This window comes from Micromonospora sp. NPDC051006 (genome assembly GCF_044456245.1).
GTDB lineage: Bacteria > Actinomycetota > Actinomycetes > Mycobacteriales > Micromonosporaceae > Micromonospora.
Map to the genome: position 1 here is coordinate 70,321 of NZ_JBITFP010000011.1, position 24,979 is coordinate 95,299.

Here is a 24,979-nt window from a genome sequence, read left to right on the forward strand (position 1 = left end):
AAGAAGGGTACTGAGGGCGGACCAATCCGGACTTAATGGTTACTTAAATGTCCGAGCGGCTGGTTGTCCACAGGGGTGAGCGCTTCTCCACAGGTTGTCCACAGCCGACGGCCCTCCCTTGACATTCGGCCTGATCAGGCGAGACTGCCCAGGTGACCGCTGCCGACGATGCCGTTCCGGCCCAGCGGGCGCCGGAGCCGCCGCTGCGGACGCGGATCGTGCTCGCCGAGGTGTCCCGGCGGGACGACCGGGTGCTGCGCACCCGCGCCGAACTGGCCCAGCAGACCCTGGTCGGCGAGGCCCTGGTCCGGGGCCTGGTCCGGGCCCAGCTCGCCCTGGCGCTGCGGCTCTCGCTGGTGGTGGCGATCGGGCTGGGCGGGCTGCCCTGGCTCTTCGCGATCGCGCCCTCGGTCGGCCGGGTCACCGTGCTCGGGGTCAACCTGCCGTGGCTGCTGCTCGGCGTGGTCAGCTTCCCGTTCCTGATCGGGGTCGGTTGGGCGTACGTGCGGCTGGCCGAGCGCAACGAGCAGGACTTCACCGACCTGGTCCAGCGGCCGGAGCGCTGAGATGGGCAACGGGCTGGTCGTCCCGGCGATCGTCGCGGTCACCCTGGTCACCGTCGGCATCGGCTTCTACGGGCTGCGGCTGGCCCGGACCACCTCCGACTTCCTCGTCGCCTCCCGGGCGGTCAGTCCGACGTGGAACGCCGCGGCCATCGGCGGCGAGTACCTCTCCGCGGCGTCGTTCCTCGGCGTCGCCGGCCTGATCCTCAAGTACGGCGTCGACGTGCTCTGGTACCCGGTCGGGTTCGCCGCCGGCTATCTGGCCCTGCTGCTCTTCGTGGCCGCCCCGCTGCGCCGCTCCGGCGCGTTCACCCTGCCCGACTTCTGCGAGCTGCGGCTCGGCTCCCGCCGGCTGCGCATCCTGGCCACCGTCTTCGTCATCTTCATCGGCTGGCTCTACCTGGTGCCGCAGCTGCAGGGCGCCGGGCTCACCCTGACCACCGTGGCCGGCTCGGCGTACCCGGTGGGGGCCGTGCTGGTGGCCGTGGTGGTCACCGCCAACGTGGCGCTGGGCGGCATGCGGGCGATCACCTTCGTCCAGGCGTTCCAGTACTGGCTCAAGCTGACCGCGCTCGCCGTACCCGCGATCTTCCTGGCTCTCCAGTGGCAGGCCGACGCCCGTCCGGCGGTGACCCCGCCCGACGGGCCGACTTTCCGGACCGCGACCACCGTCGTGGTCGAGCACCGCGCCACCCTCACCCTGCCCGACGGCGAGACCCGGGAGGTACGCCCCGGCGACCAGCTCTCCTTCGCCGCCGGCGACCCGGTGCCCGAGGTGTCCGGGGCGGCCACCGGTGCGGCCGACTGGCTGCTGCCCAGCACCGCCGGCGACGACGACCGCGGCCTCTTCGCCACCTACTCGCTGATCCTTGCCACCTTCCTCGGCACCATGGGGCTGCCGCACGTGCTGGTGCGCTTCTACACCAACCCCGACGGCGCGGCGGCCCGGCGTACCACCCTGGTCGTGCTCGCCCTGGTCGGCGCGTTCTATCTGCTGCCCACCCTGTACGGCGTGCTCGGCCGGATCTACACCCCGCAACTGCTGGTCAGCGGTCAGACCGACGCGGTGGTGGTGCTGCTGCCCGGTGCCGCGCTCGGCGACGGGCTGACCGGCCGGCTGCTCGCCGCGCTGGTCGCGGCCGGCGCGTTCGCGGCCTTCCTCTCCACCTCCTCCGGCCTGCTCACCAGCGTGGCCGGGGTGATCTCGACCGACGTGCTCGGCCGCGGCTCGGTACGCGGCTTCCGGCTGGCCACGGTGATCGCCGGGGCGGTGCCCACCGTGCTCGCCCTGAACGTCTCCGGGCTGGACGTGTCGCAGGTGGTCGGGCTGGCCTTCGCCGTCGCCGCGTCGAGCTTCTGCCCGCTACTGGTGCTCGGCATCTGGTGGCGGGGGTTGACCGACCTCGGGGCCGCCGCCGGAGTGCTGGTCGGTGGCGGCGCGGCGGTCGGGGCGGTGCTGGTCACCGTGCTCGGGCCGCCGCTCTCCGGCTGGCCGGCCACGCTCACCACCCAGCCGGCGGCGTGGACCGTCCCGCTCGCCTTCACCGTGATGGTGGTGGTGTCGATGGCCTCCCGCCGGCGTGTTCCGGCCGACATCGGGGCGACCATGCTGCGCCTGCACACCCCCGAGGCCCTGCGCCTCTAGCCACGGCCACGGTGACCCGGGCGCCGGTGGCGGCACCCGGGTCACCGGTCGGGTCAGCAGGCGTCGGTGCCGGCGCAGAGCCGGTCGGCCACCTTCCGGGCGTACCCGCGGGCCTCCGCCGGGGTGGTGGCGCTGTCCATCCGGAGCTGCGCCACGAGATCACCCTGCCGGACCAGGAGCCACCGGCTCGGCTTTCCCTCGATCAGCGAGCCGACGAGCAGCGACTCGTCGCCACCGAGGCCCTCCGCCAGGATCGACAGCGAGTCGTCCGGCCGGTGGGGATCGCAGTCGGCGACCTGCTCCCGTACCCGGTCCATCGAGCTCGCGGCGCCACTTCCGGAGTGCCGGGTGACGCGCTGGATCATCGAGTCGGTGGGCGAGTCGAAGACCCGGTCCCGGTCGGCGACCTGGCGCACCGCCAACGACGGTGACTGGTTGCGGCAGAAGATGGTGACCGAGGCGAAGGTCCAGTCACCGTCCTGGGTCTTGTCCGCCGAGGTGAAGCCCTTCGGCAGGTCGGCCAGCTGCAGCATCGCCGCGGCCGGAATCTTCACGCTCGGGGCGGACGGTCCGCCGGTGCCCGCCGCCGGGCTCGACGGCGCCCGGCCGGTGGGGCTCCCGCTGCTGCTCGGCGTGGGGTCGGCGGCGCGGCTCGGCGTGCTGGACGGCGTTGGCGTCGGCGAGTCGGTGGCGGGCGGGAAGGGCGGGGTGGCGTCCGGGCCACCGGCCAGTGCCACAGCGCCGGTGGCGACCACGGCCACCGCCACGACGCTGGCGAGGCCGGCCGCCAGCCGGGTACGCCGCGTGCGCTGCCGGCCGCGCCGACGCACCTGGTCGGTCGGCGCCCAGGTCAGGTTCTCGGTGTCCCGGTAGAGATCGGTGAAGAGCTGGTCAGGCATGGGTGACCTCCTCAGGGAGGGCGGTGTCGAGCATGGTGGCCAGGGATTTCCGGCCGCGGGCGAGGCGGGCCTTGACGGTGCCGGTCGGGGCGCCCGTCTGGGCCGCGATCTCGGCGACCGACAGATCGGCCAGGTGGTGCAGCACGATGGCTTCCCGTTGTTCGTCGGGCAGCCGGCGCAGCGCCGTCACCAGGGCGACGGTGTTCTCCGAGGGTGGCCCCACGGCGGGGTCCGGGCCGTGCCGCCGGTAGGCGGCGAACCCGTTACGGATCTTGCGCCAGCGGTTGATCAGCAACCGATGGCCGACCGTCCGTACCCACGCCTCCGGATCGCCGTACCCGCTGATCCGCTCCCACCGCTGCCAGGACCGCACGTACGCCTCCTGCGCGGCGTCCTGCGCCTCGGCCAGGTCACCGCCGAGCGCGTAGAGCACGGTGACGACCCGATGTCTGGTGGTCCGATAGAACTCTTCGAACCCCTCGTCGCTCTCCAATGTCCCTCCCCGTCGCGTTCCTGCCCCTGTCACCCGCCAGCGAGTGGACCGGTTGCAGATGACGCGGGTACGTCGCGAGGATGACCGCGGGTCATCCGCGCGGGGGCGGACGTTGCGGTGCGAGCCGGATACGGTCTGACGCATGACTGGTGAGCATCCGGCGCTCGTGCTGCGTGGCCTGGCCAAGCGGTTCGACAGCAAGGTGGCGGTGGCCGGCGTCGACCTGGACGTCCCGGCCGGCTCCTTCTACGGCCTGCTCGGCCCGAACGGCGCCGGCAAGACCACCACCCTGTCGATGGCGGTCGGGCTGCTCCGGCCGGACCACGGCCAGGCCCAGGTGCTCGGGCACGACGTCTGGGCCGACCCGGTCCGCGCGAAGCAACTGCTCGGCGTCATGCCCGACGGGGTACGCCTCTTCGACCGGCTCAGCGGGGCGGAGCTGCTGGCGTACCACGGTCTGCTGCGCGGCATGGACCCGGCGGTGGTCGACCAGCGGGCCGCGGAGCTGCTGGACGTGCTGGCTCTCGGCGACGCCGGCCGCACCCTGGTGGTGGACTACTCGGCCGGTATGAAGAAGAAGATCGGGCTGGCCTGCGCGCTGCTGCACGGCCCCCGCCTGCTCGTCCTCGACGAACCGTTCGAGGCAGTCGACCCGGTGTCCGCGGCGCTGATCCGGGACATCCTCCAGCGCTACGTCACCGGCGGCGGGACGGTGGTCTTCTCCAGCCACGTCATGGAGGTGGTCGAGCGGCTCTGCTCGCACGTGGCGATCCTGGCCGAGGGCACCATCAAGCGGGTCGGCGCCATCGGCGAGGTCCGCGGCGACCGCTCGCTGGAGGACGTCTTCGTCGAGGTGGTCGGCGGGCGGACCGCGACCGGCGAGGAGCTGGCGTGGCTGTCGAAGTGACCGCGCCCGCCCCACGAGTCCGGCCGGTCTCGGCCCGGCTCTTCGTCCGGCTCAAGCTGCGAGTGATGGGCAACAACTTCCGGGGCCAGGGCTGGCGCGTCGCACTCTTCGTGGTGGGCGTGCTGGTCGGGCTCTGGTTCGCCGGGAGCGGTTTCTTCCTCTTCGCCGCACCCGGGCTGGCCGGCAGCGACCGCTACGCGCTGATGATCGCCGCGTTCGGCGGTGGCCTGCTGGTGCTCGGCTGGCTGCTGTTGCCGCTGGTCTTCTTCGGCGTGGACGAGACGCTCGACCCGGCCCGGTTCGCGTTGCTGCCGCTGTCGCGTCGGACGCTGGTCACCGGGTTGCTGGCCGCCGCCCTGGTCAGCGTGCCGGTCCTCGCCGTGCTGATCGCGCTCGCCGGGCTGGTGGTCACCGCGTGGGTGCTCGGCGGTTGGTCGGCCGGCCTGCTCGGCGCCGTCGGCGTGCTCGGCGGCGTGCTGCTCTGCGTGGCCGCCAGCCGGGCGGTGACCAGCGCCTTCGCCACCATGCTCCGGTCCCGGCGGGTCCGCGACCTGGCCGCCGTGCTGCTGGCGGTCACCGCCGCGCTGCTCGGGCCGTTGCAGATCTTCGGGCTCGCCGCGATCCGCGAGGCCGACTGGGCGGCGCTCAGCGGGGCGGCCGAGGTGGTCGGCTGGACCCCGTTCGGCGCACCGTGGACCGTCGGCATCGACGTGGCGCAGGGCCGGGTCTGGGCCGCGCCGGTCAAGCTGCTGATCACCGCGGTCACCCTCGGCGCGCTGCTGCTCTGGTGGTCGCGGTCGCTGGAGTCGGCGATGGTCGGCGCGGCGAGCGCCGGCCCGGCCCCGGCGACCCGCGGCGCCACCGGGGGCGCGGTGGCTCAGCTCTTTCCGCGCGCGGCCGGCTGGGCCCGGCGGGACCGGTTCGGCGCGCTGGTCGCCCGGGAGTGCCGCTACTGGTGGCGTGACGCCCGACGGCGGGCCAACCTGATCACCATCGCCGTGGTCGGCATCTTCGTGCCGGTGATGGTCAACCTCGGTGGCGCCGGTTTCAGCATGGACACCGAGCGCGGCTTCACCGCCGGTGGTGGGCAGGCCTCACCGGTGCTGGTCAGCCTCTCGATGCTCTTCGTCGGGGTGATCGCGGCGCTCACCCTGGCCAACCAGTTCGGCTTCGACGGCAGCGCGTACGCCGCGCACGTGGTGGCGGGGGTGCCCGGCCGGCTGGAGCTGCGGGCCCGGTTCACCGCCTTCTCCGCGTACGTGCTGCCGATGCTGGCGGTGGTGGCCGTGGTGATCCCGCTCGTGCTCGGCGAGCCCGGCTGGATCGGCCTGACGGCCGGCGGCCTGTTCGCCGCGTACGGGGCCGGGCTCGCGGTGACCGGGCTCGTCTCAGTGCTCGGGGCGTACTCGCTGCCGGAGACGAGCAACCCGTTCGCGCTGAACACCGGCGCCGGGGTGGCGAAGAGTTTCCTCAGCCTGCTGGCGATGCTCGGCTCGGCCGCCGCCGGGGTGCCGATGGTGCTGGCCGCTGTGCTGCTCGGCGACGTCTGGCTCTGGCTGGCCCTACCGGTCGGCGCGGCGTACGGGTTAGGTGCGGCGCTGCTCGGCAGCTACCTGGCCGGCGACGTGCTGGACCGGCGGCAGCCGGAGCTGCTGGCCACGGTCACCCCCCGCCGCTGAACGCCGGCGCGCCCGGCCGGCCGGACCGGTCGGGCGCGCTCCGCCGCTTCGGGCACCCGAACCGGGCCGCGCACGCCAATGCCCGGCGACCGTTGCGGAGCGGCAGTTACGGTGCGGGAAGCCGTGACAAGGAGCAGCCGGTATGAGCACCTCCACCCGCTACCGCAGCGTGACGGTCGACGGCCTCTCCATCTTCTACCGGGAAGCCGGCCCGCCGGACGCGCCGACGCTGCTGCTCCTGCACGGCTTCCCGTCCTCCTCGCGGATGTTCGAACCGCTGCTCGGGCGGCTCGCCGACCGGTTCCGGCTGATCGCGCCCGACTACCCGGGCTTCGGGCACAGCGAGGCCCCCGACCCCGGCCGTTTCCGGTACACCTTCGACCGCATCGCCGAGGTCGTGTCGCGCTTCGCGGCCACCGTCGGAGCCGAGCGGTACCTGTTGTACGTCCAGGACTACGGCGGCCCGGTGGGCTTCCGGATGGCGTTGGCGGAGCCGGACCGGCTCACCGGCCTGGTGGTGCAGAACGCGGTCGCCCACGAGGCGGGCCTGGGCCCGCTCTGGGAGAGCCGGCGGGCATTCTGGCGGGACCGGGCCGGGCACGAGGCCGCGGTACGGGAGAACTTCCTGTCACTGGCCGCGGCGCGCACCCGGCATGTCGGGAGCGACCCCGATCCCCAGCGGTACGACCCGGATCTCTGGACCGACGAGCACGCCTTTCTCAGTCGACCGGGGCAGGCCGAGATCCAGCTCGAGCTCTTCTACGACTACCGCACCAACGTGGCGTCGTACGGCACCTGGCAGGAGTGGCTCCGCCGGACCGGGCCGCGGCTGCTCGTCCTCTGGGGCCGCTACGACACCTCGTTCGAGCCGGGCGAGGCGGAGGCGTACCGCTCGGACGTGCCGGGCGCCGAGGTCTACGTGTTGGACGGCGGCCACTTCCTGATGGACACCCGGGCCGACGAGGTCGCCTCGCTGGTCCGTGGGTTCGCGTCCAGCGGCGGCTGAGCCCGACGCGCGGGCAGAATGTTTCACGTGAATCATGACCCGGGCGCCGAGATCCACCACACCGACCCGTTCGCCGTACCGGCCGGTGAGCGGTCCCCGGTACGCCGGCTGCGCGGTCGGCTGGCCGCGCCGGTGACGCTCTGGACGGCGCCCGGGCCGGCCGGCCTGACGGTGTCGTCGACGCTGGTCTCGGAGGGTGAGCCGGACCGCCTGCTCGGGCTGATCGACGCGGAGTCGGACCTGTGGGCGGCGGCCCACGCCGCCGGCCGGTTCGCCGTGTCCCCGCTGGCCCCGGCGCACCGGCAGCTCGCCGACCGGTTCGCCGGGCTCTTCCCGTCGCCCGGTGGCCTCTTCGCCACCGGGTCCTGGACCGACACGCCGTACGGGCCGGTGCCGGCCGACGCCGGCGGGTGGGCCGGCTGTCGCCTGGACACGGCCCGCGAGTACGGCTGGGCGCTGCTGGTCGAGGCGACCATCGAGGCGGTCGAGCTGGTCGAGGACGCCGCCCCGCTGCTGCACCACCGGGGCCGGTACCGCGAGCTGGGCTGACGACCGCTAAGCGGAGTGACCTGCGTCACTCGGCGCAGCGAACACGCCGTTCGGCGCAGCCGTCGACCGACGCCGATCTCGGCCTTCCGCGTCGGGGAGCGCACTTTCTACCGTGCGCGAAAATCCCCGATGCCTGTGAAGGTGGTGATCCACAGATGTCCACGGACACACCCGCGCCGGCCACGCCCGCGCCGGACCGGTACCTCGCCGTACAACGGTCGGATGAGTTCGCCGGGTTGCGTCGCGCCCTGCGCGGCTTCGTCTTCCCGATGACCGTCGCATTCTTCCTGTGGTACGCGCTCTACGTGATCCTGTCCGCGTACGCGCGGGACTTCATGGGCACGAAGCTCTTCGGCAGCAACATCAACATTGCGCTGATCTTCGGACTGCTGCAGTTCGTCTCCACGTTCGTGATCGCCTGGCTCTACTCCCGGTACGCCGACCGGAAGATCGACCCGGTGGCCGACCGGATCCGTGCCGAGATCGGGGAGGTGAACCATGAGGATGCTCCTCGCGGCTGAGGCGGGCGACACCACCGCCCGCAACCTGACCATCACTCTCTTCCTGGTCTTCGTGGCGATCACGCTGGCCATCACCATCTGGGCCAGCCGGCAGACCAAGACCGCCACCGACTTCTACGCCGGCGGCCGGTCCTTCTCCGGCTTCCAGAACGGCATGGCGATCGGTGGCGACTACATGTCGGCCGCCTCGTTCCTCGGCATCGCCGGCATCATCGCCCTCTACGGCTACGACGGCTTCCTCTACTCGATCGGCTTCCTGGTCGCCTGGCTGGTGGCGTTGCTGCTCGTCGCCGAGCTGCTGCGTAACTCCGGCCGGTACACCATGGCCGACGTGCTGGCGTTCCGCATGCGCCAGCGCCCGGTGCGTACCGCGGCGGCGGTCTCCACCATCACCGTGTCGATCTTCTATCTGCTGGCCCAGATGGTGGGCGCGGGCGCCCTGGTGGCGCTGCTGCTCGGCATCCGGCCGGGGACCACGTTCCTCGGCATGGACGCGGACGCCGCCAAGATCGCAACCATCATCATGGTCGGTGCGCTGATGATCGTCTACGTCACGGTGGGCGGCATGAAGGGCACCACCTACGTGCAGATCGTCAAGGCGTTCCTGCTGATGGGCGGCGCGCTGATCATGACGCTGCTGGTGCTGGCCAAGTACAAGTTCAACCTCTCCTCGCTGCTCGGCGACGCCGCGTCGTCCTCCGGCAAGGGCAGCGCATTCCTCGAACCGGGGCTGCGCTACGGGGTCGAGGTGGCCAGCTCGACGCAGACCTTCTACAACAAGATGGATCTGCTCTCCCTCGGCATCGCCCTGGTGCTGGGCACCGCGGGTCTGCCGCACATCCTGATCCGCTTCTACACCGTGCCGACCGCCAAGGCGGCCCGCAAGAGCGTGCTCTGGGCGATCGGCATCATCGGCACCTTCTACCTGCTCACCCTCGCGCTCGGCTTCGGCGCGGCGGCGCTGGTCGGCAGCGAGGCGATCACCGCACAGGACCGGGCCGGCAACACGGCCGCACCGCAGCTGGCCGAGGCGCTCGGGATCGACTTCCTCGGCGGCGACCTGGGCGGGGCCACCCTGCTCGCGATCATCGCGGCGGTCGCCTTCGCGACCATCCTGGCCGTGGTCGCCGGGCTGACCCTGGCCTCCTCGTCCAGCCTTGCGCACGACTTCTACGCCAACGTCATCAAGAGAGGGCAGGCGTCGGAGCGGCAGGAGGTACGGGTCGCCCGGATCTCGGCGCTGGTGATCGGTGCGGTCTCGATCGCACTGTCGATCTTCGCGCAGAACCTGAACGTGGCGTTCCTGGTGGCGCTCGCGTTCGCGGTCGCCGCGTCGGGCAACCTGCCGGCGATCCTCTACAGCCTGTTCTGGCGGCGGTTCAACACCGCCGGCGCGGTGTGGGCCATCTACGGCGGCCTGCTCGCCGCGGTGGTGCTGGTGTTCTTCTCGCCGGTGGTCTCCGGAGCGCCGACGGCGATGTTCCCCGACCACGACTGGCAGTGGTTCCCGCTCTCCAACCCGGGCCTGCTCTCGATCCCGTTCGGCTTCCTCTGCGGCTGGATCGGCACGCTCGTCTCGAAGGAGCACGACGAGGACAAGTACGCGGAGCTGGAGGTGCGGGCCCTCACCGGCGCCGGCGCCCACTGAGAAACCGCTGGCCCGGCACCCCCCGCCGGTCAGCACCCCGGGCCCCCTCCCCCTTCGGGAGGGGGCCCACCCTCGTCCCGGCCCGCTCTTCGGGCGACCGGTGGGCCCGGTGGCGACACCGCCACGGGCCGCCACGTCGGCCCTGCGGCCGTCGCCGCGCCGGCGGCGACGCTGAGTAGGCTGACCGGTATGAAGGTTGCTGCGCGCTTCGGACCCGGTCACCGCATCCTCGTCACCGGCGGTGCCGGTTTCGTCCCGTCGCACCTGGTGGACGCCCTGATCGCCCGGGGCTGCACGGTGGTCGCGCTGGACAACTTCGTCACCGGGTCGAAGGAGAACGTCGCGCACCTGCTGGACACGCCGACCTTCTCCCTGGTCGAGGCGGACATCTCCGACGGGCTGCCGGCGCACCATCCGGCGCTGGCCGAGCGGTTCGACGCGATCCTGCACATGGCCTCCCCGGCCAGCCCGACCGACTTCGAGAAGCTGCCGGTGGAGATCCTCCGGGTCGGCTCGGTGGGCACCCTGCACCTGCTCGACCGCGCGCTCGCCGACGGCGCTCGGTTCCTGATGGCCTCCACCTCCGAGGCGTACGGGGACCCGAAGGAGCACCCGCAGCGGGAGACGTACTGGGGCAACGTCAACCCGATCGGCATCCGCAGCGTCTACGACGAGGGCAAGCGCTTCTCCGAGGCGGCCACCATGGCCTACCACCGCAGCCGAGGGCTGGACGCCGCGATCGTCCGGATCTTCAACACCTACGGGCCCCGGATGCGGCCGGACGACGGCAGGGCCATCCCCACCTTCATCTCCCAGGCGCTGCGGGGCGAGCCGATCACGGTGCACGGCACCGGCAACCAGACCCGCTCGATCTGCTACGTCGAGGACCTGGTCCGCGGCATCCTGCTGCTGCTCGACTCGACCCAGACCGGGCCGATCAACTGCGGCACCGAGCACGAGATGACCATGCGGCAACTGGCCGAGACCATCGTGTCGCTCTGCGGAAGCAGCTCCGAGGTGACCTACATCACCCGCAGCGCCGACGATCCGGAGATGCGCCGGCCCGACCTCACCCTCGCCCGCGAGCTGCTCGGCTACGAGCCGACGGTCTCGCCCGAGGACGGCCTGCGGCGCACGATCGAGTACTTCCGCAGCCGGCTGGGCTGACCCCGGGAGGCGGCGCAGGTCGAGAACCTGACCCTCACCTGAGGGCGACACTGGCCCAACCTACGTACCCTGAGTTACATGTCAGCGACCTCGTCTGCCGGCGTCCCCCTCCCGTACCTGCACCGGAGCTCCGGGCGCGCGTCGGTTCCCGGCCCTGCCCGGGGTGCCTCCGGACGCGCCCGGCCCGCCGAGCCGGCCTGGTACCCGTCGTACGACGAGGAGCCCCGGGGCGGTGGCCCCGGCGGACCCTCCGGGCCTGGTGGGCCGGCCGGCCCGGGCGGCCCCGGCGACGGCCGACCCGGCCGGCGAGGGCCGCGGCCGCGGTGGGGCCGGATCGGCCTGGTGGCCGGCGTGGCCGTGCTGGTGCTCGCGCTGCTCGGTGGGATCGGCGGCTGGCTCTACGTGCGCAACCTGGACAACGACCTGGCCCGGACCGACCCGTTCTCCGAGATCACCGGTGGACGTCCGGCGAAGCCGGTCGAGGGCGCGCTCAACATCCTGCTGGTCGGCACCGACTCCCGGGATCCGGACGCCCCGGTCGACCAGGCCGGCAAGTGGCGGGCCGACACGATCATCGTGATGCACATTCCGGCCAACCACCAGCAGGCCTACCTGGTCTCCATTCCGCGCGACCTCTACGTGCCGGTCCCGGAGAGCGCTGGCGCCGACTGCGACTCGGGGCGGCGCGCGAAGATCAATGCGGCCTTCGCCTTCGGCGGCCTGCCGCTGGCGGTACGCACCGTCGAGTGCTTCACCGACGTCCGGCTGGACCACGTGATGGCCATCGACTTCGCCGGCTTCAAGCAGGTCACCGACGCACTCGGCGGGGTCGACCTGAAGGTCGAACGGACCATCACCTCGATCCACAAGCCGTACCGGACGTTCACCAAGGGCACCAACCACATGGACGGCGCCGAGGCGCTGGACTGGATCCGGCAGCGCAAGCAGTTCCCGGACGGTGACTTCGCCCGGATGCGCCACCAGCAGGAGTTCCTCCGGGCGCTGATGGACAAGGCGGCCAGCACCGGCACGCTGAGCAACCCGAAGAAGCTGAACGCGTTCCTCCAGTCGGTGACCGACGCGGCAACCGTGGACCAGGGTTTCTCGTTGATGGACATGGCGGTGCAGTTCCGCAACCTGCGGGGCGAGAACCTCACCTTCGTGACCAGCCCGAACTCCGGGAGCGACACGATCAACGGAGAGTCCGTGGTCGTCTCCGACCGGGAGAAGGCGCTGGCCATGTACCGGGCGATGTCGGCCGACACCATGGCCGACTGGGTCCAGGCCAACCAGAAAGGCGGCACCGACGGGGGCTGAGCGCTCACCGAGGGCACTGACATCGGCGAACGTGATCGACGGCCGACTTTGCATTTGCTGAAAGCCAACCGCCGACCGGTCGTATCAAATTAGCCAATCGGTCAATATGCCTGGGTGGCCCCCGGACCAACGGAACATTGCGTCCGGACGAACTCGCCACGGCCGGGAAGTGTCCGTACAGTGGTCCCGCCCCCCTGATCACGTGAGCTGGAGCACGCATGCCGGTTCAGACCACCCGCCGCCCGTCGGCGGATGCCACCCGCCCCCCCGTCGGCGGCGCAGCGGCCATCCCGCCCCAGAGCCGTGGGGGTCGAGGTGGCGGCAGCTCGCCGGCCAAACGACCGCGCCGCAAGGACCCGCTCTGGGCTCGGCTCACCGTGGTCTTCGGCGCCGTGCTGATGATGACCAGCGGCGTCGCCATCGTCGGCAGCAAGGCCCTGATCAGTCAGGCGACCGGCGACATCGCCCAGCGGAACCTGCTCGGCGAGGCCGGCAAGTCCGACGCCGAGGGCGGCGCGAGCCTGGACGGGCCGATCGACATGCTGCTGCTCGGCGTGGACGCCCGCGAGCGGTGGGCCGCCGACGACGTCCGGTCGGACAGCATCATCATCCTGCACATCCCGGCGACGCACGACCAGGCGTACCTGATCTCCATCCCCCGGGACACCGAGGCGCAGATCCCGGCGTTCAAGAAGAGCGGCTACGGGGGCGGCACCGACAAGATCAACGCTGCGTTCCAGGCCGGGGCCCGCAACGGCGGCGGCTGGGAGGGTGGCGCCCAGCTGATGGCGCAGACGATCAAGCGGATGACCGGGGTGAGCTTCGACGGCGCCGCGATCATCAACTTCGGCGGCTTCAAGAACGTCATCGACACCCTCGGCTCGGTGCGCCTCTGCGTGAAGCAGGAGGTCAAGTCGCATCACATGTCGTACGTGAACGGCAAGCCGATGTGGAACGCGGACGCCAAGAAGACCGGCAAGACGATGACCCCGGTGGTGCACAAGAAGGGCTGCCAGCAGATGGAGGGCTGGGCGGCGCTCGACTACGCCCGGCAGCGCTACGGCCTCACGAACAGCGACTACGACCGGCAGCAGAACCAGCAGCAGCTGATCAAGGCGATGGCCAAGAAGGCCACCGACAAGGGCATGCTGACCAACCCGGTCAAGCTCCAGCAGCTGATCAAGGCGGCCGGCAAGGCCTTCATCCTGGACACCGGCGGCGTGCCGATCGAGGACTTCGTCTTCACCATGCGTGGCGTCACCGCGAACGAGCTCACCATGCTGAAGACCAACAACGGCACCTTCAACGGCGACGGGAACGGCAAGGAAGTGCTGAGCCCCGAGACGCTGGAGATGTTCCAGGCGGTCAAGCAGGACAAGCTCGCCGAGTTCGTCTTCAACCACCCCGAGGTCATCTCCTCCCGGAAGTGACCGCCCGGGAGTCGCCGGAAGTCGGCAAAACGGACCGGTCGACGGCGCTCTCCTCGTAGCCTGACGTGAGCAGGACTCACGTACTGGCTGCGGGGAGGCGCCACGTCCAGGTCGGGCCGAGACGGCGGAGCGCGGACCGGGCCGAGCCCTCGGGCCGCCCGGCCGCGTCGCGCCCGCTGGCCCCGGATCCTGCTCGTCCTCGGTCTCAGCCTGGTCGTGCTGGCCGGCCTCGCCGTGGTCGGGCTCCAGGCGCTCACCGACCGGTACGACCGCACGGTGCTCAAGGAGCAGCTGCTCGACCCGGACGCCCGCACGGAGCGGACGAACCTCGACGGGCCGCTGAACTACCTGCTCATCGGCACCGACCGGCGCCCCGGCGACACCAACCCGGAGCAGCGCGCGGACACCATCCTGATCGTGCACGTGCCGGCCGGGCTACGTCAGGCGTACCTGGTCTCCATCCCCCGCGACCTGCTCGTCGCCATCCCGGCCGGCGGCAGCTACCCGGGCGGCCAAGACAAGATCAACGCGGCGTACGAGCACGGCGGCGGCGGGGAGTCCGGCGCCCAATTGCTCTCGGCCACCCTGGCCCGGCTCACCGGGCTCCGGTTCGACGGCGCCGCCCTGATCGACTTCTCCGGCATCAAGCAGGTGATCGACCTGCTCGGCGGCGTGCGGATGTGCGTGGACAGCGAGGTCCGCTCGATCCACACCAAGCGGATCTTCACCCCCGGCTGTCGGCAGATGAACGGCGCGGAGGCACTGGACTACGTCCGCCAGCGCTACGACCTGCCGGGCGGCGACTACGACCGGCAGCGTCACCAGCAGCAACTGCTGCGCGCCCTGCTGGACCGGGCCGGCGAGACCCGGCTGCGCACCAACCCGGTCAAACTCGACCAGGTCATCCGTGCGGTGGGCGGCGCGCTGACCGTGGACACCAACGGGGTGGCGCTGGAGGACCTGCTCTTCGCGCTGCGCGGGCTGCCTGCCGACGCGCTGCGCGGGGTACAGGTGCCCTCCTACCCGCAGGTCATCGACGAGGTGTCGTACGTGGTGCTGGAGAACGGGAGCAACGGGCTCTTCGACGCGGTCCGCGGCAGCCGGATGCCGGACTGGGCGGGAGCCAATCCGCGCTGGGTGGTCAAGCTGTGACCGCGCCGACGGCCCGGGCGGCGGCGATCCGCCGGGGAAGGCTCTAGGCTTGGTACCCGTGTTCGGACCCCAGGTTCCCACCGTGACCGTGAACGATCTCGCCGATGACATCTACCTGCTCGACGTCCGCGAGGACGACGAGTGGGCGGCCGGTCACGCGCCCGGCGCCCATCACCTGCCGATGATGGAGCTGCCGAGCCGGCTGGCCGAGGTGCCCACCGACCAGGAGGTGGCCGTCATCTGCCGCTCCGGCGGGCGCTCCGCCCAGGTCGTCACCTACCTCATGCGCAACGGCTGGGAGCAGGTGCGCAACGTGGCGGGCGGGATGGGCGACTGGGCCGCCGCCGGGCGACCGGTGGTCGCCGAGAACGGGCAGCCGGGCCGGGTTCTCTAGGACCACGTCATGGGCGAGCAACCCCTGGTGTTCGCACACCGCGGCGCCTCGTACGACCTCCCCGAGCACACCCTCGCGGCATACCTGCGCGCCATCGCCGAGGGTGCCGACGGGCTGGAGTGCGACGTCCGGCTGACCCGCGACGGCCACCTGGTCTGCGTGCACGACCGCCGGCTGGACCGCACCAGCAACGGCCGTGGCCTGGTCAGCGCCCGTACCCTCGCCGAGTTGGACGCGCTCGACTTCGGCTCCTGGCACCCCGGCTACGCCCCGGGGGACACCGACGAGCCGCCGGACGAGTCGCACACCCGGCTGCTCACCCTGGAGCGGCTGCTCGACGCGGTGCTCGCCGCCGGCCGGCCGGTCCGGCTGCTGGTGGAGACCAAGCATCCGTCGCGCTACGGCCGTGACGTCGAGCGTCGGCTGGTCGCGCTGCTGCGCCGGTACGGGTTGGCCGAGCCGAAGCCGGACGACCCCGTCCAGGTGACGGTGATGTCCTTCTCACCGCTCGCCGTCCGCCGCGTCCGCGAACTCGCCCCGACACTTCCCACCGTGCTGCTGCTGGAGGTGCTGCCCCCCTGGCTCCGGCTGGGTCGGCTGCCCTTCGGCACCCGGATCGCCGGCCCGGGCGTGGGCCTGGTCCGGGCCCGGCCGCACCTGCTGCCGGCCCTGCGGGCCGCCGGCAACCAGGTCTACGTCTGGACGGTCAACGAACCCGCCGACCTCGACCTCGTTCTGACCGCCGGGGTGGACGGGATCATCACCGACCGGCCGGCGCACACCCTGTCCCGGCTCGGCCGCTGACCGTCGACGGGCGGAGACCGGCGCGTGGGCGAGCGGCGTGGGGGTCCGGGCGGCGCCTCGGCGCGTCCGTGTGCCGGGCGGCGGCGACCCGGGCGGGGGTGCCCAAAAGCGGGCCGGCGGGGCACACTCGGGGCATGCCGGAGCGCATCGACTTCGCCGCTCTCATCGACGGCCACACCGTGGTGATCGAGATGATCAATTCCGGCGACGCCGGCCTGCCCGTCCTCACCCAGCTGCTCCGGGTGGCGCAGCCGGCGCTCGGCGCGGCGGCCATGGCGTTCGTCGAGTTCGGCCCGACCGGCGGCCGGGTGATCGCCGCGACCGGAGCCGCCGAGTGGACCGTCGGCCGGCCGCTGGCGGCCGACGACCCGGCCACCGTGTGCCTGCTCACCGGTCCCCGGGTGCAGCAGGTCCGAATGGATCACCTCACCGGCCGGCTGCCGGGTGAGTTGGCCGAGCGGGGGCTGCGGCAGATGGTGGTCTCCCGGGCCGAGATCGGCGGGCACACCGTCGGCAGCCTGCACGCCCTCTACGTCGAGGACGAGGAGCCGGACGACGAGCAGCACGGCGTGGTCGCGTACCTCGCCTCCTGCATCGCGCACATGTACGGCGACCAGACCGGGCTGCCCGTGCACGGTGACGGGCCGGTCGTCGCGGCGCTCGCCGACGGGCTGGCGGTGGTCGACCGGGACGGGCACGTCCGGCTCTGGAACCCGGCCGCCGCGCAGGTGACCGGCCGGGACGCCGGCCAGGCGCTCAGCCAGCCGCTGACCTTCCCGATCCCCCCGTCCGGGCAGGTGCTCGACCACCGGCTGCCGGACGGGCGCTGGCTGCGGATCACCTCCGGCGAGCTGCCCGGCCCCGGCGCGCTGCGGGTGGTCACCTTCCGCGACATCACCGACCAGCAGCGCCGGGACCACGAGCGGGATCTCTTCGTCGCGGTGACCAGCCACGAGCTGCGCACACCGGTCACCGTCATCAAGGGGTACGCGGACACGCTGACCGATCACTGGGAGTCGCTGACCGACACCGACCGGCGGCAGGCCGCGCGGGTGATCGGCCAGCGGGCGAACGAGCTGGCCCGGCTGGTCGACCGGCTTCTCTCCTCGGCCGCCGAGTCGGGGCCCGGCGACGAGCCACCCGCCCCCTTCGACCTTGGCGACGCCCTGCACGCCGCGGTCGGCGACCTCCCCGCCGAGCTGCGCCACCGGCTCGTCCTCGACCTGCCGAACGACCTGCCCAAGGCGCTCGGGCACCGGCCGAGTCTGGCCACCGTGCTGACCGAGCTGAGCACCAACGCCGGGAAGTACTCCCCGCCGGGCAGCCGGATCGAGATAAGCGCCAGCGCGGACAGCCAGATGGTCTCGTTCCGGGTCAGCGACCGGGGCATCGGCATCCGTCCGGAGCACGTCGAGCGGGCCTTCGACCGGTTCTGGCAGGGCGAGTCCGGTGACCGCCGGGGCTATCCGGGGGCGGGTCTCGGCCTCTATCTCGTCCGCCGGATCGTTGAACAGCAGAATGGATGGGTATCCCTACGACCGAGGGCCGGTGGCGGTACCGTCGCAGAGGTGCGGCTGCCGCGCGGATGACCGGCGACGGCACGGGCGTGGAGGGGCGAGGATGGCGACGGGAGTAGGCGAGCGAGCCTGGTGCGTGGTGGTCCCCCACCACGCCAGCGGCGCGCGGCTGGCCCGGCACCGGCTCGCCGACGATCTGGCCGAGCTGGTCACCCCGACGCTCCTGGCGGATCTGGTCGCCGTCCTGGCCGAGCTGGTCGGCAACGCGGTCCGGCACGCCCGTCCGCTGCCCGGCGGCGTGGTGCGGGTGGCCTGGCGGCTCTGCGGGGCGGTCGACGGCCCGCGGATCCAGCTCCGGGTCACCGACGGCGGGGCCGGCGACGGCCCCCGGATGCGGATCGCCGCTCCCGACGCCGCCGACGGTCGCGGGCTGCACATCGTCGCCGGTCTGGCCAGCCGGTGGGGCGTCGAGCGGGACGGGCTCGGGCAGAGCGTCTGGGCCGAGTTCGAGCCGGCCGGGTCGAGCCGGCCGGACCTGGTCACCGCCGGCTGAACGACGCCTCGGGGCGGGTCCTCCCCACGCTCGGCCGGTCCGGCCTCTAGGCTGTCTCGCCGTGAGCAAGCGTCGAAAGAGCCAGCGGCCTGCCGAGACCACCCCGAAGCGGGAAAAGGTGCGCGACGTCTTCGTGCCGCGTCCGTTCGAGGGGCTGGTCGACGAGCCCGAATGGATCGCGTTGCGAGAACTCGTGCCGGCCGCGTCCGCGCCGCTGCGGCTCGCCCCCGCCCTGGTGGAGCAGTTCGGCGACCGGCCGGTCACGCTGGCCACCGTGCTGCCGATGGCCGCCCCGGCGATGACCAAGCCGGACGGCCGGGTGCTGATCGGGCTCCAGCGCCACATCCAGTCCGGCGACGTCTCCCGGGACCTGGCCGAGGCACTGCTCTGCGCGCTGCGCGCCGAGCCGGGCGGCCCGGTGTCGGTCCCGCCGCTGCCCGGCCCCGGCCCGCGCCTGCAGGACGTGCTGCTCGACGGCCCGCTGGAGATCAGCATGCACGACGGGTTCGACTTCTGGCTCGACCCGGGCGCGGCGGACGACCCCAACGTGCAGGCGTCCCTGGAGCGGGCGAACGCCGCCGTCTACCCCACCGTGCGGATGGCCGCGGCGAAGGCCGCGTACTGGTGCCAGGTGCCGGAGAAGTCGCACGTGCGCTGGGTCCTGCCGGAGGGCGAGGACGCCGCGCTGGACGCGCTGGCCCGCATCGGCGCGGCCGGTGCGCTGCCGCTCGGCGACGACACCCGCTTCGCCGGCATGTTCCGTGCGCACGGGCGCCTGGTGCCGGTCTGGGACCTGCCGGAGCAGACGCCCGCCGCCGAGTGGGAGGAGCCGGTGGCGCAGTTCGGCAAGCGCTACATCGAGGCGCTGACCGAGACCGGCCCGCTGGACGCCGCCGGGCGTCGGGCCCGGCAGGGCCTGCTCGGCCGGCAGCTCACCCTGCGCTGACCCGCCGCTGCGGCGGCGGCAACCGGGGCGCGGCGTCAGCCGTACAGCGGTTCCCGGACCAGCGGGCAGGACATGCAGCGGGGACCGCCCCGGCCCGAGCCCAGCTCCGAGCCCGCGATCGGGATCACCTCGATCCCCGCCCGCTCCAGCTGCGCGTTGGTCTCCACGTTGCGCTCGTAGCCGACGCAGAGCCGAGGCGCGAGGGCGAGGGTGTTGTTCCCGTCGTCCCACTGCTCCCGCTCGGCGGTGATCGGGTCCAGGCCGGTGTCGATCACCCGGAGCTGGTCCAGGTCCATCGCGTCGGCGGCGGCCCGCAGGAAGGGCGCCGGGCCGTCCACCCGGGGATCCTCGCCGTCCGCGCCGGCGATCACCGTGTACGCGGAGAGCGTGTCGGCGATGTTGGGGTACATCAGCACCGCGTCGACGTCGACCATCGTGCAGACCGTGTCCAGGTGCATGGTGGCCCGTTCCTGGGCGATCGGCACCACCAGGATGGTGTGCGCCAGGCCGGCGGCGAAGACCTGCCGGCCGAGTCGTTCCGCGCCGGCCGGAGTGGTCCGCTCGCCCACCCCGACGGCGAGCACGCCGGGCGCGAGCAGCAGCACGTCGCCGCCCTCCAGGTGCTCCAGCTCCGGTTGGTAGACGAGCTGGGTGCCGGCGAAGCGCGGGTGGTGCCGGTAGATGGCGTTGGTCAGCGTGGTCTCCCGCCGCCGGGCCAGCATGGCCAGGCTGGTCACCCCGACCCGGTCCCGGATCCAGACCGACGAGTCGCGGGTGAAGAGCAGGTTCGGCAGCGGGGCGATGACGAAGTCGTGCCGGTCCATCAGCGTGTAGACCAGGCCACCCGGTCGCTCCGAGCTGATCCGCAGCTCCTCGTGGGCGAGGCCGGCGATGAGCACGTCGGCGAGCGCCGCCGGGTCCAGGTACGCCAGGTGGTCCGCGACCCGGGCCCGCAGCGTGTCGCCGAGCCGGGGTGAGCGGAGCACCTGCTCGGTCAGTTCGGCCCGGGCATCGGCGACGGCGAGCGTCTCGGCGAGCAGGTTGGCGAGGTAGAGCACCTCCACCCCACGCTCGCGCAGCGCCGCGGCGAAGGCGTCGTGCTCCTCCTGTGCCCGGCCGACCCATGGGATCGCGTCGAAGAGAAGGGTGTCGTTGTTCCGGGGGGTGAGGCGGGCGAGTTCCCGGCCCGGACGGTGCAGCAGCACGGTGCCGAGCCGGGCGACTTCGCTGTCCACATAGTGGGTCACCATGGCAGCGTAGGGCAGGGTTTGGCGGCATCCGGGAAAAGAAGTGTGGATGAATATGGCATTCATCCACAGTCACTCCGGCGCTCCACCTTGCCGACCCCCCGGAGTGGCAACGTAGGGTAGTGGAGACATAACTTCGAGGGACCTTTTGCCGGAGGTCGCGATGACTGTCTTTCCCGCTCGTCGAGCCGTACCGACCGCTCGGGCACTGCCGCCCGCCACGGTGCCACACCCTCGGGTGGAGGCACCGGGGGTTCTCGACCCGGTCCGTCCGACCCCGCTGGAGTGGGCCCGCCGTCGGCGGGCCGAGCGGGGCGCACGGCGGCTCGAGGCTGCGGGGGCCCGGGCGCTCGGCCAGCTCGATCACCTCGGGCCAGCCTGGCACGTCATCGAGTGGCCCCGCACCGACGTGACCGACGTGCTGCTCGACCGGCCGCACGAGGAGCGCGCCGGGTTCCTCGCCATCGGGCCGAGCGGCCTGTTCGCGGTCACCATCGCCGACCACGGCCGCGCCCGGGTGCTGGTCGCCGGCGACGTGGTGCAGATCAACGGCAAGCGGCCGCCCTACGTGGCCGAGGCCCGCCGGGACGCCAAGCGGGCGAGCAAGGCGCTCTCCACCGCGGTCGGGCTGCCGATCCCGGTCACGCCGGTGCTGACCTTCGTCGGCTCCGGCGTCATCAGCGTCTACGGCCTACCCAAGGACTGCCTGATGGCGACCCACCGCGAGCTGGACCGCCTGCTCGTCGCGGGTGGCAGCCGGATCAGCCCGGCCACCGCGGAGAAGCTGTCCCGGGTCGCCCAGCACCCGAGCACCTGGCTGAACGGCACTTACCGTCCAGCAGCCGACTACCGGTGGTACGAGGACGGCCGAATGGCCGCTGACAAGCCGGCCAACCGCCGGTAACGTCATCCGGGACGTCACGTGCGCCGGCCGTCGCCGGCACCGCAGGTCCGCGCCCTCGCCGGCCGCCTGGTCCGGGCATTGCCCCGTGCACCGGCGGCCCGGCGAGCGCGGTGTGATCGGCGATCGCCCGGGCGACCGGCTAGCGTGGACAGTCCCTCGGTGTACATAGGAGGCGCGGTGGCCCACGTCGAACTCTCGCTCTCGGAAGTGTTCGTGCCGACCGCGCGGGCTTCGACAGAGCCGGAGTCCGACAACTTCGGCCAGTGGTCCTCGACGGTCTCCCACGCCGACGAGCCGTGTCTGCTGATCGACGCCGACACCAAGGTGGTGGCGATCTCCGCCGCCGGCTGCGAACTGCTCTGCCTCGGCAAGCCCGAGGACCTGATCGGTCTGCCCCTGCTCGACGGCGGTCTGCGCCTGGTCGACTTCACCGCCAACCGCGGCGAACTGACCGACCAGGAGATCGACAAGATCCCGCCGCTGCTGGCGCTCTCCTCCGGCCGGCTGGCCCGCGGCCTGCTCCGGGTGCAGGCGGCGCCCGAGGGCAGCTCCGACGCCACCGTGGACGCCATCTCCACCCCGGTGCTCACCGATGGTTCGGTCGCCGGCTCGCTCACCTTCTTTTCCGTGGTCTGACCTGCGGCGGAGTGTGGCACTCGCCGCACGCGGCGAATCCGGGCGGGTGCACGCCGAGGCCGTAAGGTGCCCTCATGCTCGATATCGCCCTGCTGCCGGGGGAGTACGCCGTGTGCCGGATGGCCGCCGGCTCCGCCCTGCCGCCCGCGCTGTCGAGCGGGTTGGCCGCCGCCGACGTGGTGACGGTGAGCTGGACCGCTGACGGGATCTCGGTGATCTGCCCGATGGACCGAGCACCCGAGCAGGCCGTGGTGGAGACCGCCTGGCGCTGCCTGCGGCTGTCCGGCCCGGTGGACGTGGCCGTCACCGGCACCCTCGCCGCGCTCGTCGACCCGCTCGCCGGCGCCCGGGTGAACGTGGTCGCGTTCTCCACCTTCGACACCGACTACCTGCTGGTCCCCGCGGTACGCCTCGGCGCGGCGACCGCCGCGTTGGAACGCGCCGGGCACCGCGTGCTCGGCTGACCTTCACCGCCGCCGCGGTTGCTCCTACGATGGGCTCGGCCACCCCCGGCCAACCCCTCGCAGCCCCTCAGGATCGGCCCGTGCCGCCCACTCCACCGCCCCGCACCACGATGCCCCGCACCCGCCGACCGGCCACCCCGCCCGCGGCGCGCTCCGGGGCGCTCGTCCACCGCACCGGGTCGACCGTGGCCCGCCGCCGCTTCCGGCGGTTGGGCGCGATTGCCACGGTGCTGGCGACGCTCGCGCTGGCCGGCTGCGGCGCCCCGCCGGAGCTGCGGCAACCGGTGCCGACCGGCACACCGACCGGCACACCGGGTGCCCCGACCACGGCGCCCACTCCGGCGCTGCCGCCGGCCACCGGTCTGCCGTCCGCCGTCCCGACCGCGCCGGCAACCCCGACGACCGATGCCGGACTGGTGGCCGCCCCGTGCCGCAGCGGCCCGAGCGGGCAGCGCGTCATCCAGTTGCTGCGTGGCCGGTCCGGGGTGCTCCCCGACGACGTCCGGGTCCAGGTGCGCACCGGGCCGCTCTGCGCCGCGGACTGGCAGTACACGGTGCTCGAGGTGACCGGGCACGAGGAGCTCCAGGTGGTCACCCGGGGTGGGCCCGGCACGCCCGAGCTGGTGACCGCCGGCACCGACGTCTGCACCGTCGAGGTACGGGCGACCGGGCCGCTCGGGATCCGGACGCTGGCCTGCGACGGCGGCACGGTGGGCGTACCGGGTGCGTAGGCTGGTCGCCATGCCGGGAACACCACCGACGCGCTTCGTCTACCTCGGGCCCGAGGGCACCTTCGCCGAGCAGGCGCTGCGTACCGTCTCCGCCGCCGAACGTGGCAACCGGACGCCCGCCCGCAGCGTCGGGGAGGCGCTGGAGAGCGTACGGGCCGGCGACGCCGACGCGGCGCTGGTGCCGCTGGAGAACTCGATCGGCGGCGCGGTGGGGGTGACACTGGACGAGCTGGCCGAGGGGGAACCGCTGGTGATCACCCGCGAGGTGATCCTGCCGGTGGAGTTCGTGCTCGGCGCGCGTACCGGCACCGAGCTGGCCACGGTCCGCACCGTGGCGGCGCACCCGCAGGCGTCCACCCAGTGCCGGAACTGGCTCCGCGCCCACCTGCCCGACGCGGTGGTGGTCGACGTGCTCTCCAACGGCGCTGCCGCGGCGGGCGCCGCCGCCGGCGAGTACGACGCGGCGATCTGCGCACCGATCGGGGCTGGTCGGCACCGGCTGGCGGTGCTGGCGGACAAGATCGCCGACCACCCGGACGCGGTGACCCGGTTCGCGCTGGTGTCCCGCCCCGGCCCGCCTCCGCCGCCGACCGGGGACGACCTCACCTCGCTGGCCGTCTACATCGCCCACGATCGGGTGGGCGCGCTGCTCTCGGTGCTCATGGAGCTGGCCGTGCGGGGGGTCAACCTGACCCGGATCGAGTCCCGGCCCACCGGCGAGGCGCTCGGCCGCTACGTCTTCTTCCTCGACTGCACCGGCCACGTGGCGGACGTCCGGCTCGGCGAGGCCCTGCAGGGGCTGCGTCGGGTCTGCGCGGATGTGCGCTTCCTCGGCTCGTACCCTCGGCACCGCTGGGCGGAGGCGGCGGGTGAGCGGCCGGTTCCGGCGCCGCCGGGCCTCTCCGACGTCGACTACGCCGATGCGGCGGCCTGGCTGGCCCGGCTGCGCACCGGAGAACTCAGCTGATCGACCCGCACCGCCGGGGAGGCCCGGGCAGGGCCGCCCGCTCGTCGGTCTCAGCGCCGGCCGCACCGACCGGGAGACACCCGGAGCCGGTGCGGCCTGAGCGCGACGTCAACTGAGCAGGCCGCCGAGCAGGCCGCCCTGCTGCTCCTGAGCGCCGCTGCCCAGCACCGGCGGCTCCTCGGACGGCTGCACGACCACGAAGCCCTGGCCGGCGAAGCTCATCGTGAACGACTCACCGGTGCGCCGGCCCAACAGCGTGCCGAGGCCCAACTGCTCGGCCCGGTGGTAGCCGGTCTGCAGGTTGGCCGACCAGCAGACCGCGGCCTGCGGGTCTACGTAGGTCGGCTGGTCGACGTTGAGCACCACCGGGGTGCCCCTGGTGGTGATGGCGATCCGGCCGTAGCCGGTGAAGACGCAGTTGAACAGGCCGGAGGACGAGGCCATGCCGGCGCCGCCGACCATCTTGATGTCGTACTGGAGGGTGGAGTCGAAGGCCAGCACGCTGGAGCCGTTGATGGAGAGCGCGTCGCCCTGCTCAAGGTCGATGATGTGCACGTCCTTGGCCAACTCGGCCAGGAAGACGTCACCCTGCCCGCTGACCCTCATCAGCGGTACGCCCTCGCCGGTGAGCTTCTGCTTGAGGAACTTGCCCAGCCCACCGGAGCCGAGCGCCTGGAACTGCACCTGCCCCTGGTAGGCGACCATCGACCCGACCCGGGCCATCGCCTCGCCGTTCAGCTCGATCTTCAACATCTTGGAGTTCTGCAGCCGCATGCCGGGCTGGGCGGACTCCTTCTCCAGGTTCTCCGCGGAGAACAGCGCGCTGCGCATGGAAGTGCC

General features: G+C 72.6%; 25 protein-coding genes and 1 pseudogene. 22 read left to right on the top strand and 4 right to left on the bottom strand.

Annotated elements, in window-relative coordinates:
- The first annotated feature begins 152 nt into the window (after positions 1–152).
- Positions 153–566: a hypothetical protein gene (locus ACIBBA_RS18565; RefSeq protein WP_396698689.1), complete on the top strand. Its 414-nt coding sequence runs from the start codon at positions 153–155 to the stop codon at positions 564–566.
- 1 nt (position 567) lies between these two features.
- Positions 568–2,208, top strand: coding sequence for a cation acetate symporter (locus ACIBBA_RS18570; protein WP_396698691.1), 1,641 nt, complete (start codon positions 568–570; stop codon positions 2,206–2,208).
- 53 nt (positions 2,209–2,261) lie between these two features.
- On the opposite strand, the gene ACIBBA_RS18575 is transcribed toward ACIBBA_RS18570, so the two are convergent.
- A complete protein-coding gene (locus ACIBBA_RS18575) occupies positions 2,262–3,107 on the bottom strand; it encodes a hypothetical protein (RefSeq protein WP_396698693.1) in 846 nt (281 codons plus the stop codon).
- Positions 3,100–3,600, bottom strand: coding sequence for a SigE family RNA polymerase sigma factor (locus tag ACIBBA_RS18580; protein WP_396698695.1), 501 nt, complete (start codon positions 3,598–3,600; stop codon positions 3,100–3,102). The genes ACIBBA_RS18575 and ACIBBA_RS18580 overlap by 8 nt, the downstream gene beginning before the upstream one ends.
- Positions 3,601–3,742: 142 nt before the next feature.
- On the opposite strand from ACIBBA_RS18580, the gene ACIBBA_RS18585 reads away from it, so the two are divergent.
- The 15 genes and pseudogenes from ACIBBA_RS18585 (at position 3,743) to ACIBBA_RS18655 (ending at position 19,190) form a co-directional block, all read left to right on the top strand.
- Positions 3,743–4,507 (top strand): ABC transporter ATP-binding protein, encoded by a 765-nt coding sequence (locus tag ACIBBA_RS18585; RefSeq protein ID WP_350876806.1) that lies wholly within the window; start codon positions 3,743–3,745, stop codon positions 4,505–4,507.
- A complete protein-coding gene (locus ACIBBA_RS18590) occupies positions 4,492–6,186 on the top strand; it encodes an ABC transporter permease (protein WP_396698697.1) in 1,695 nt (564 codons plus the stop codon). The genes ACIBBA_RS18585 and ACIBBA_RS18590 overlap by 16 nt, the downstream gene beginning before the upstream one ends.
- A gap of 142 nt (positions 6,187–6,328) precedes the next feature.
- The gene (locus ACIBBA_RS18595; protein ID WP_396698699.1) at positions 6,329–7,192 is read left to right on the top strand and encodes an alpha/beta fold hydrolase; all 864 of its coding nucleotides are present in this window, start codon (positions 6,329–6,331) and stop codon (positions 7,190–7,192) included.
- 9 nt (positions 7,193–7,201) lie between these two features.
- Positions 7,202–7,741 (top strand): annotated as a pseudogene (locus ACIBBA_RS18600) (flavin reductase family protein); the annotation flags it as partial.
- Between the two features lie 155 nt (positions 7,742–7,896).
- The gene (locus ACIBBA_RS18605; RefSeq protein WP_357046464.1) at positions 7,897–8,262 is read left to right on the top strand and encodes a DUF485 domain-containing protein; all 366 of its coding nucleotides are present in this window, start codon (positions 7,897–7,899) and stop codon (positions 8,260–8,262) included.
- Positions 8,240–9,910: a cation acetate symporter gene (locus tag ACIBBA_RS18610; RefSeq protein ID WP_396698701.1), complete on the top strand. Its 1,671-nt coding sequence runs from the start codon at positions 8,240–8,242 to the stop codon at positions 9,908–9,910. Before ACIBBA_RS18605 ends, ACIBBA_RS18610 begins: the two co-directional genes overlap by 23 nt.
- 189 nt (positions 9,911–10,099) lie before the next feature.
- Positions 10,100–11,077 carry a UDP-glucuronic acid decarboxylase family protein gene (locus ACIBBA_RS18615; RefSeq protein WP_396698703.1) on the top strand — a complete coding sequence of 326 codons (978 nt, stop codon included), beginning with the start codon at positions 10,100–10,102 and terminating at the stop codon, positions 11,075–11,077.
- A 78-nt stretch (positions 11,078–11,155) separates the two neighbouring features.
- Positions 11,156–12,394, top strand: coding sequence for an LCP family protein (locus tag ACIBBA_RS18620; RefSeq protein ID WP_396698705.1), 1,239 nt, complete (start codon positions 11,156–11,158; stop codon positions 12,392–12,394).
- A 218-nt stretch (positions 12,395–12,612) separates the two neighbouring features.
- Positions 12,613–13,824 (top strand): LCP family protein, encoded by a 1,212-nt coding sequence (locus ACIBBA_RS18625; RefSeq protein ID WP_396698707.1) that lies wholly within the window; start codon positions 12,613–12,615, stop codon positions 13,822–13,824.
- A 210-nt stretch (positions 13,825–14,034) separates the two neighbouring features.
- Entirely contained in the window at positions 14,035–14,976 is a 942-nt protein-coding gene (locus tag ACIBBA_RS18630) for an LCP family protein (protein ID WP_396698885.1), read from the top strand.
- A gap of 58 nt (positions 14,977–15,034) precedes the next feature.
- Entirely contained in the window at positions 15,035–15,370 is a 336-nt protein-coding gene (locus ACIBBA_RS18635) for a rhodanese-like domain-containing protein (RefSeq protein ID WP_357046473.1), read from the top strand.
- 9 nt (positions 15,371–15,379) lie between these two features.
- The gene (locus ACIBBA_RS18640) at positions 15,380–16,174 is read left to right on the top strand and encodes a glycerophosphodiester phosphodiesterase (RefSeq protein ID WP_396698709.1); all 795 of its coding nucleotides are present in this window, start codon (positions 15,380–15,382) and stop codon (positions 16,172–16,174) included.
- A 134-nt stretch (positions 16,175–16,308) separates the two neighbouring features.
- Positions 16,309–17,763 carry an ATP-binding protein gene (locus tag ACIBBA_RS18645; RefSeq protein ID WP_396698711.1) on the top strand — a complete coding sequence of 485 codons (1,455 nt, stop codon included), beginning with the start codon at positions 16,309–16,311 and terminating at the stop codon, positions 17,761–17,763.
- 31 nt (positions 17,764–17,794) lie between these two features.
- Positions 17,795–18,244 (top strand): ATP-binding protein, encoded by a 450-nt coding sequence (locus ACIBBA_RS18650; protein WP_396698713.1) that lies wholly within the window; start codon positions 17,795–17,797, stop codon positions 18,242–18,244.
- A 61-nt stretch (positions 18,245–18,305) separates the two neighbouring features.
- Positions 18,306–19,190 (top strand): DUF5926 family protein, encoded by an 885-nt coding sequence (locus tag ACIBBA_RS18655; RefSeq protein ID WP_396698715.1) that lies wholly within the window; start codon positions 18,306–18,308, stop codon positions 19,188–19,190.
- A gap of 35 nt (positions 19,191–19,225) precedes the next feature.
- On the opposite strand, the gene ACIBBA_RS18660 is transcribed toward ACIBBA_RS18655, so the two are convergent.
- Positions 19,226–20,440 carry an arginine deiminase gene (locus ACIBBA_RS18660; RefSeq protein WP_396698717.1) on the bottom strand — a complete coding sequence of 405 codons (1,215 nt, stop codon included), beginning with the start codon at positions 20,438–20,440 and terminating at the stop codon, positions 19,226–19,228.
- A 160-nt stretch (positions 20,441–20,600) separates the two neighbouring features.
- On the opposite strand from ACIBBA_RS18660, the gene ACIBBA_RS18665 reads away from it, so the two are divergent.
- The 5 genes from ACIBBA_RS18665 to pheA all read left to right on the top strand — a co-directional run bounded on the left by ACIBBA_RS18665 (position 20,601) and on the right by pheA (position 24,139).
- Complete coding sequence (locus tag ACIBBA_RS18665) at positions 20,601–21,341, top strand: hypothetical protein (RefSeq protein WP_396698719.1); 741 nt, start codon at positions 20,601–20,603, stop codon at positions 21,339–21,341.
- A gap of 177 nt (positions 21,342–21,518) precedes the next feature.
- Positions 21,519–21,977, top strand: coding sequence for a PAS domain-containing protein (locus tag ACIBBA_RS18670; RefSeq protein ID WP_396698720.1), 459 nt, complete (start codon positions 21,519–21,521; stop codon positions 21,975–21,977).
- A gap of 74 nt (positions 21,978–22,051) precedes the next feature.
- A complete protein-coding gene (locus ACIBBA_RS18675; protein WP_396698722.1) occupies positions 22,052–22,441 on the top strand; it encodes an ACT domain-containing protein in 390 nt (129 codons plus the stop codon).
- Between the two features lie 80 nt (positions 22,442–22,521).
- Positions 22,522–23,172, top strand: coding sequence for a hypothetical protein (locus ACIBBA_RS18680; RefSeq protein ID WP_396698724.1), 651 nt, complete (start codon positions 22,522–22,524; stop codon positions 23,170–23,172).
- A 10-nt stretch (positions 23,173–23,182) separates the two neighbouring features.
- A complete protein-coding gene (pheA, locus tag ACIBBA_RS18685) occupies positions 23,183–24,139 on the top strand; it encodes a prephenate dehydratase (protein WP_350876775.1) in 957 nt (318 codons plus the stop codon).
- A 108-nt stretch (positions 24,140–24,247) separates the two neighbouring features.
- On the opposite strand, the gene ACIBBA_RS18690 is transcribed toward pheA, so the two are convergent.
- Entirely contained in the window at positions 24,248–24,970 is a 723-nt protein-coding gene (locus tag ACIBBA_RS18690) for an AIM24 family protein (protein ID WP_357046489.1), read from the bottom strand.
- Between the last annotated feature and the right edge of the window lie 9 nt (positions 24,971–24,979).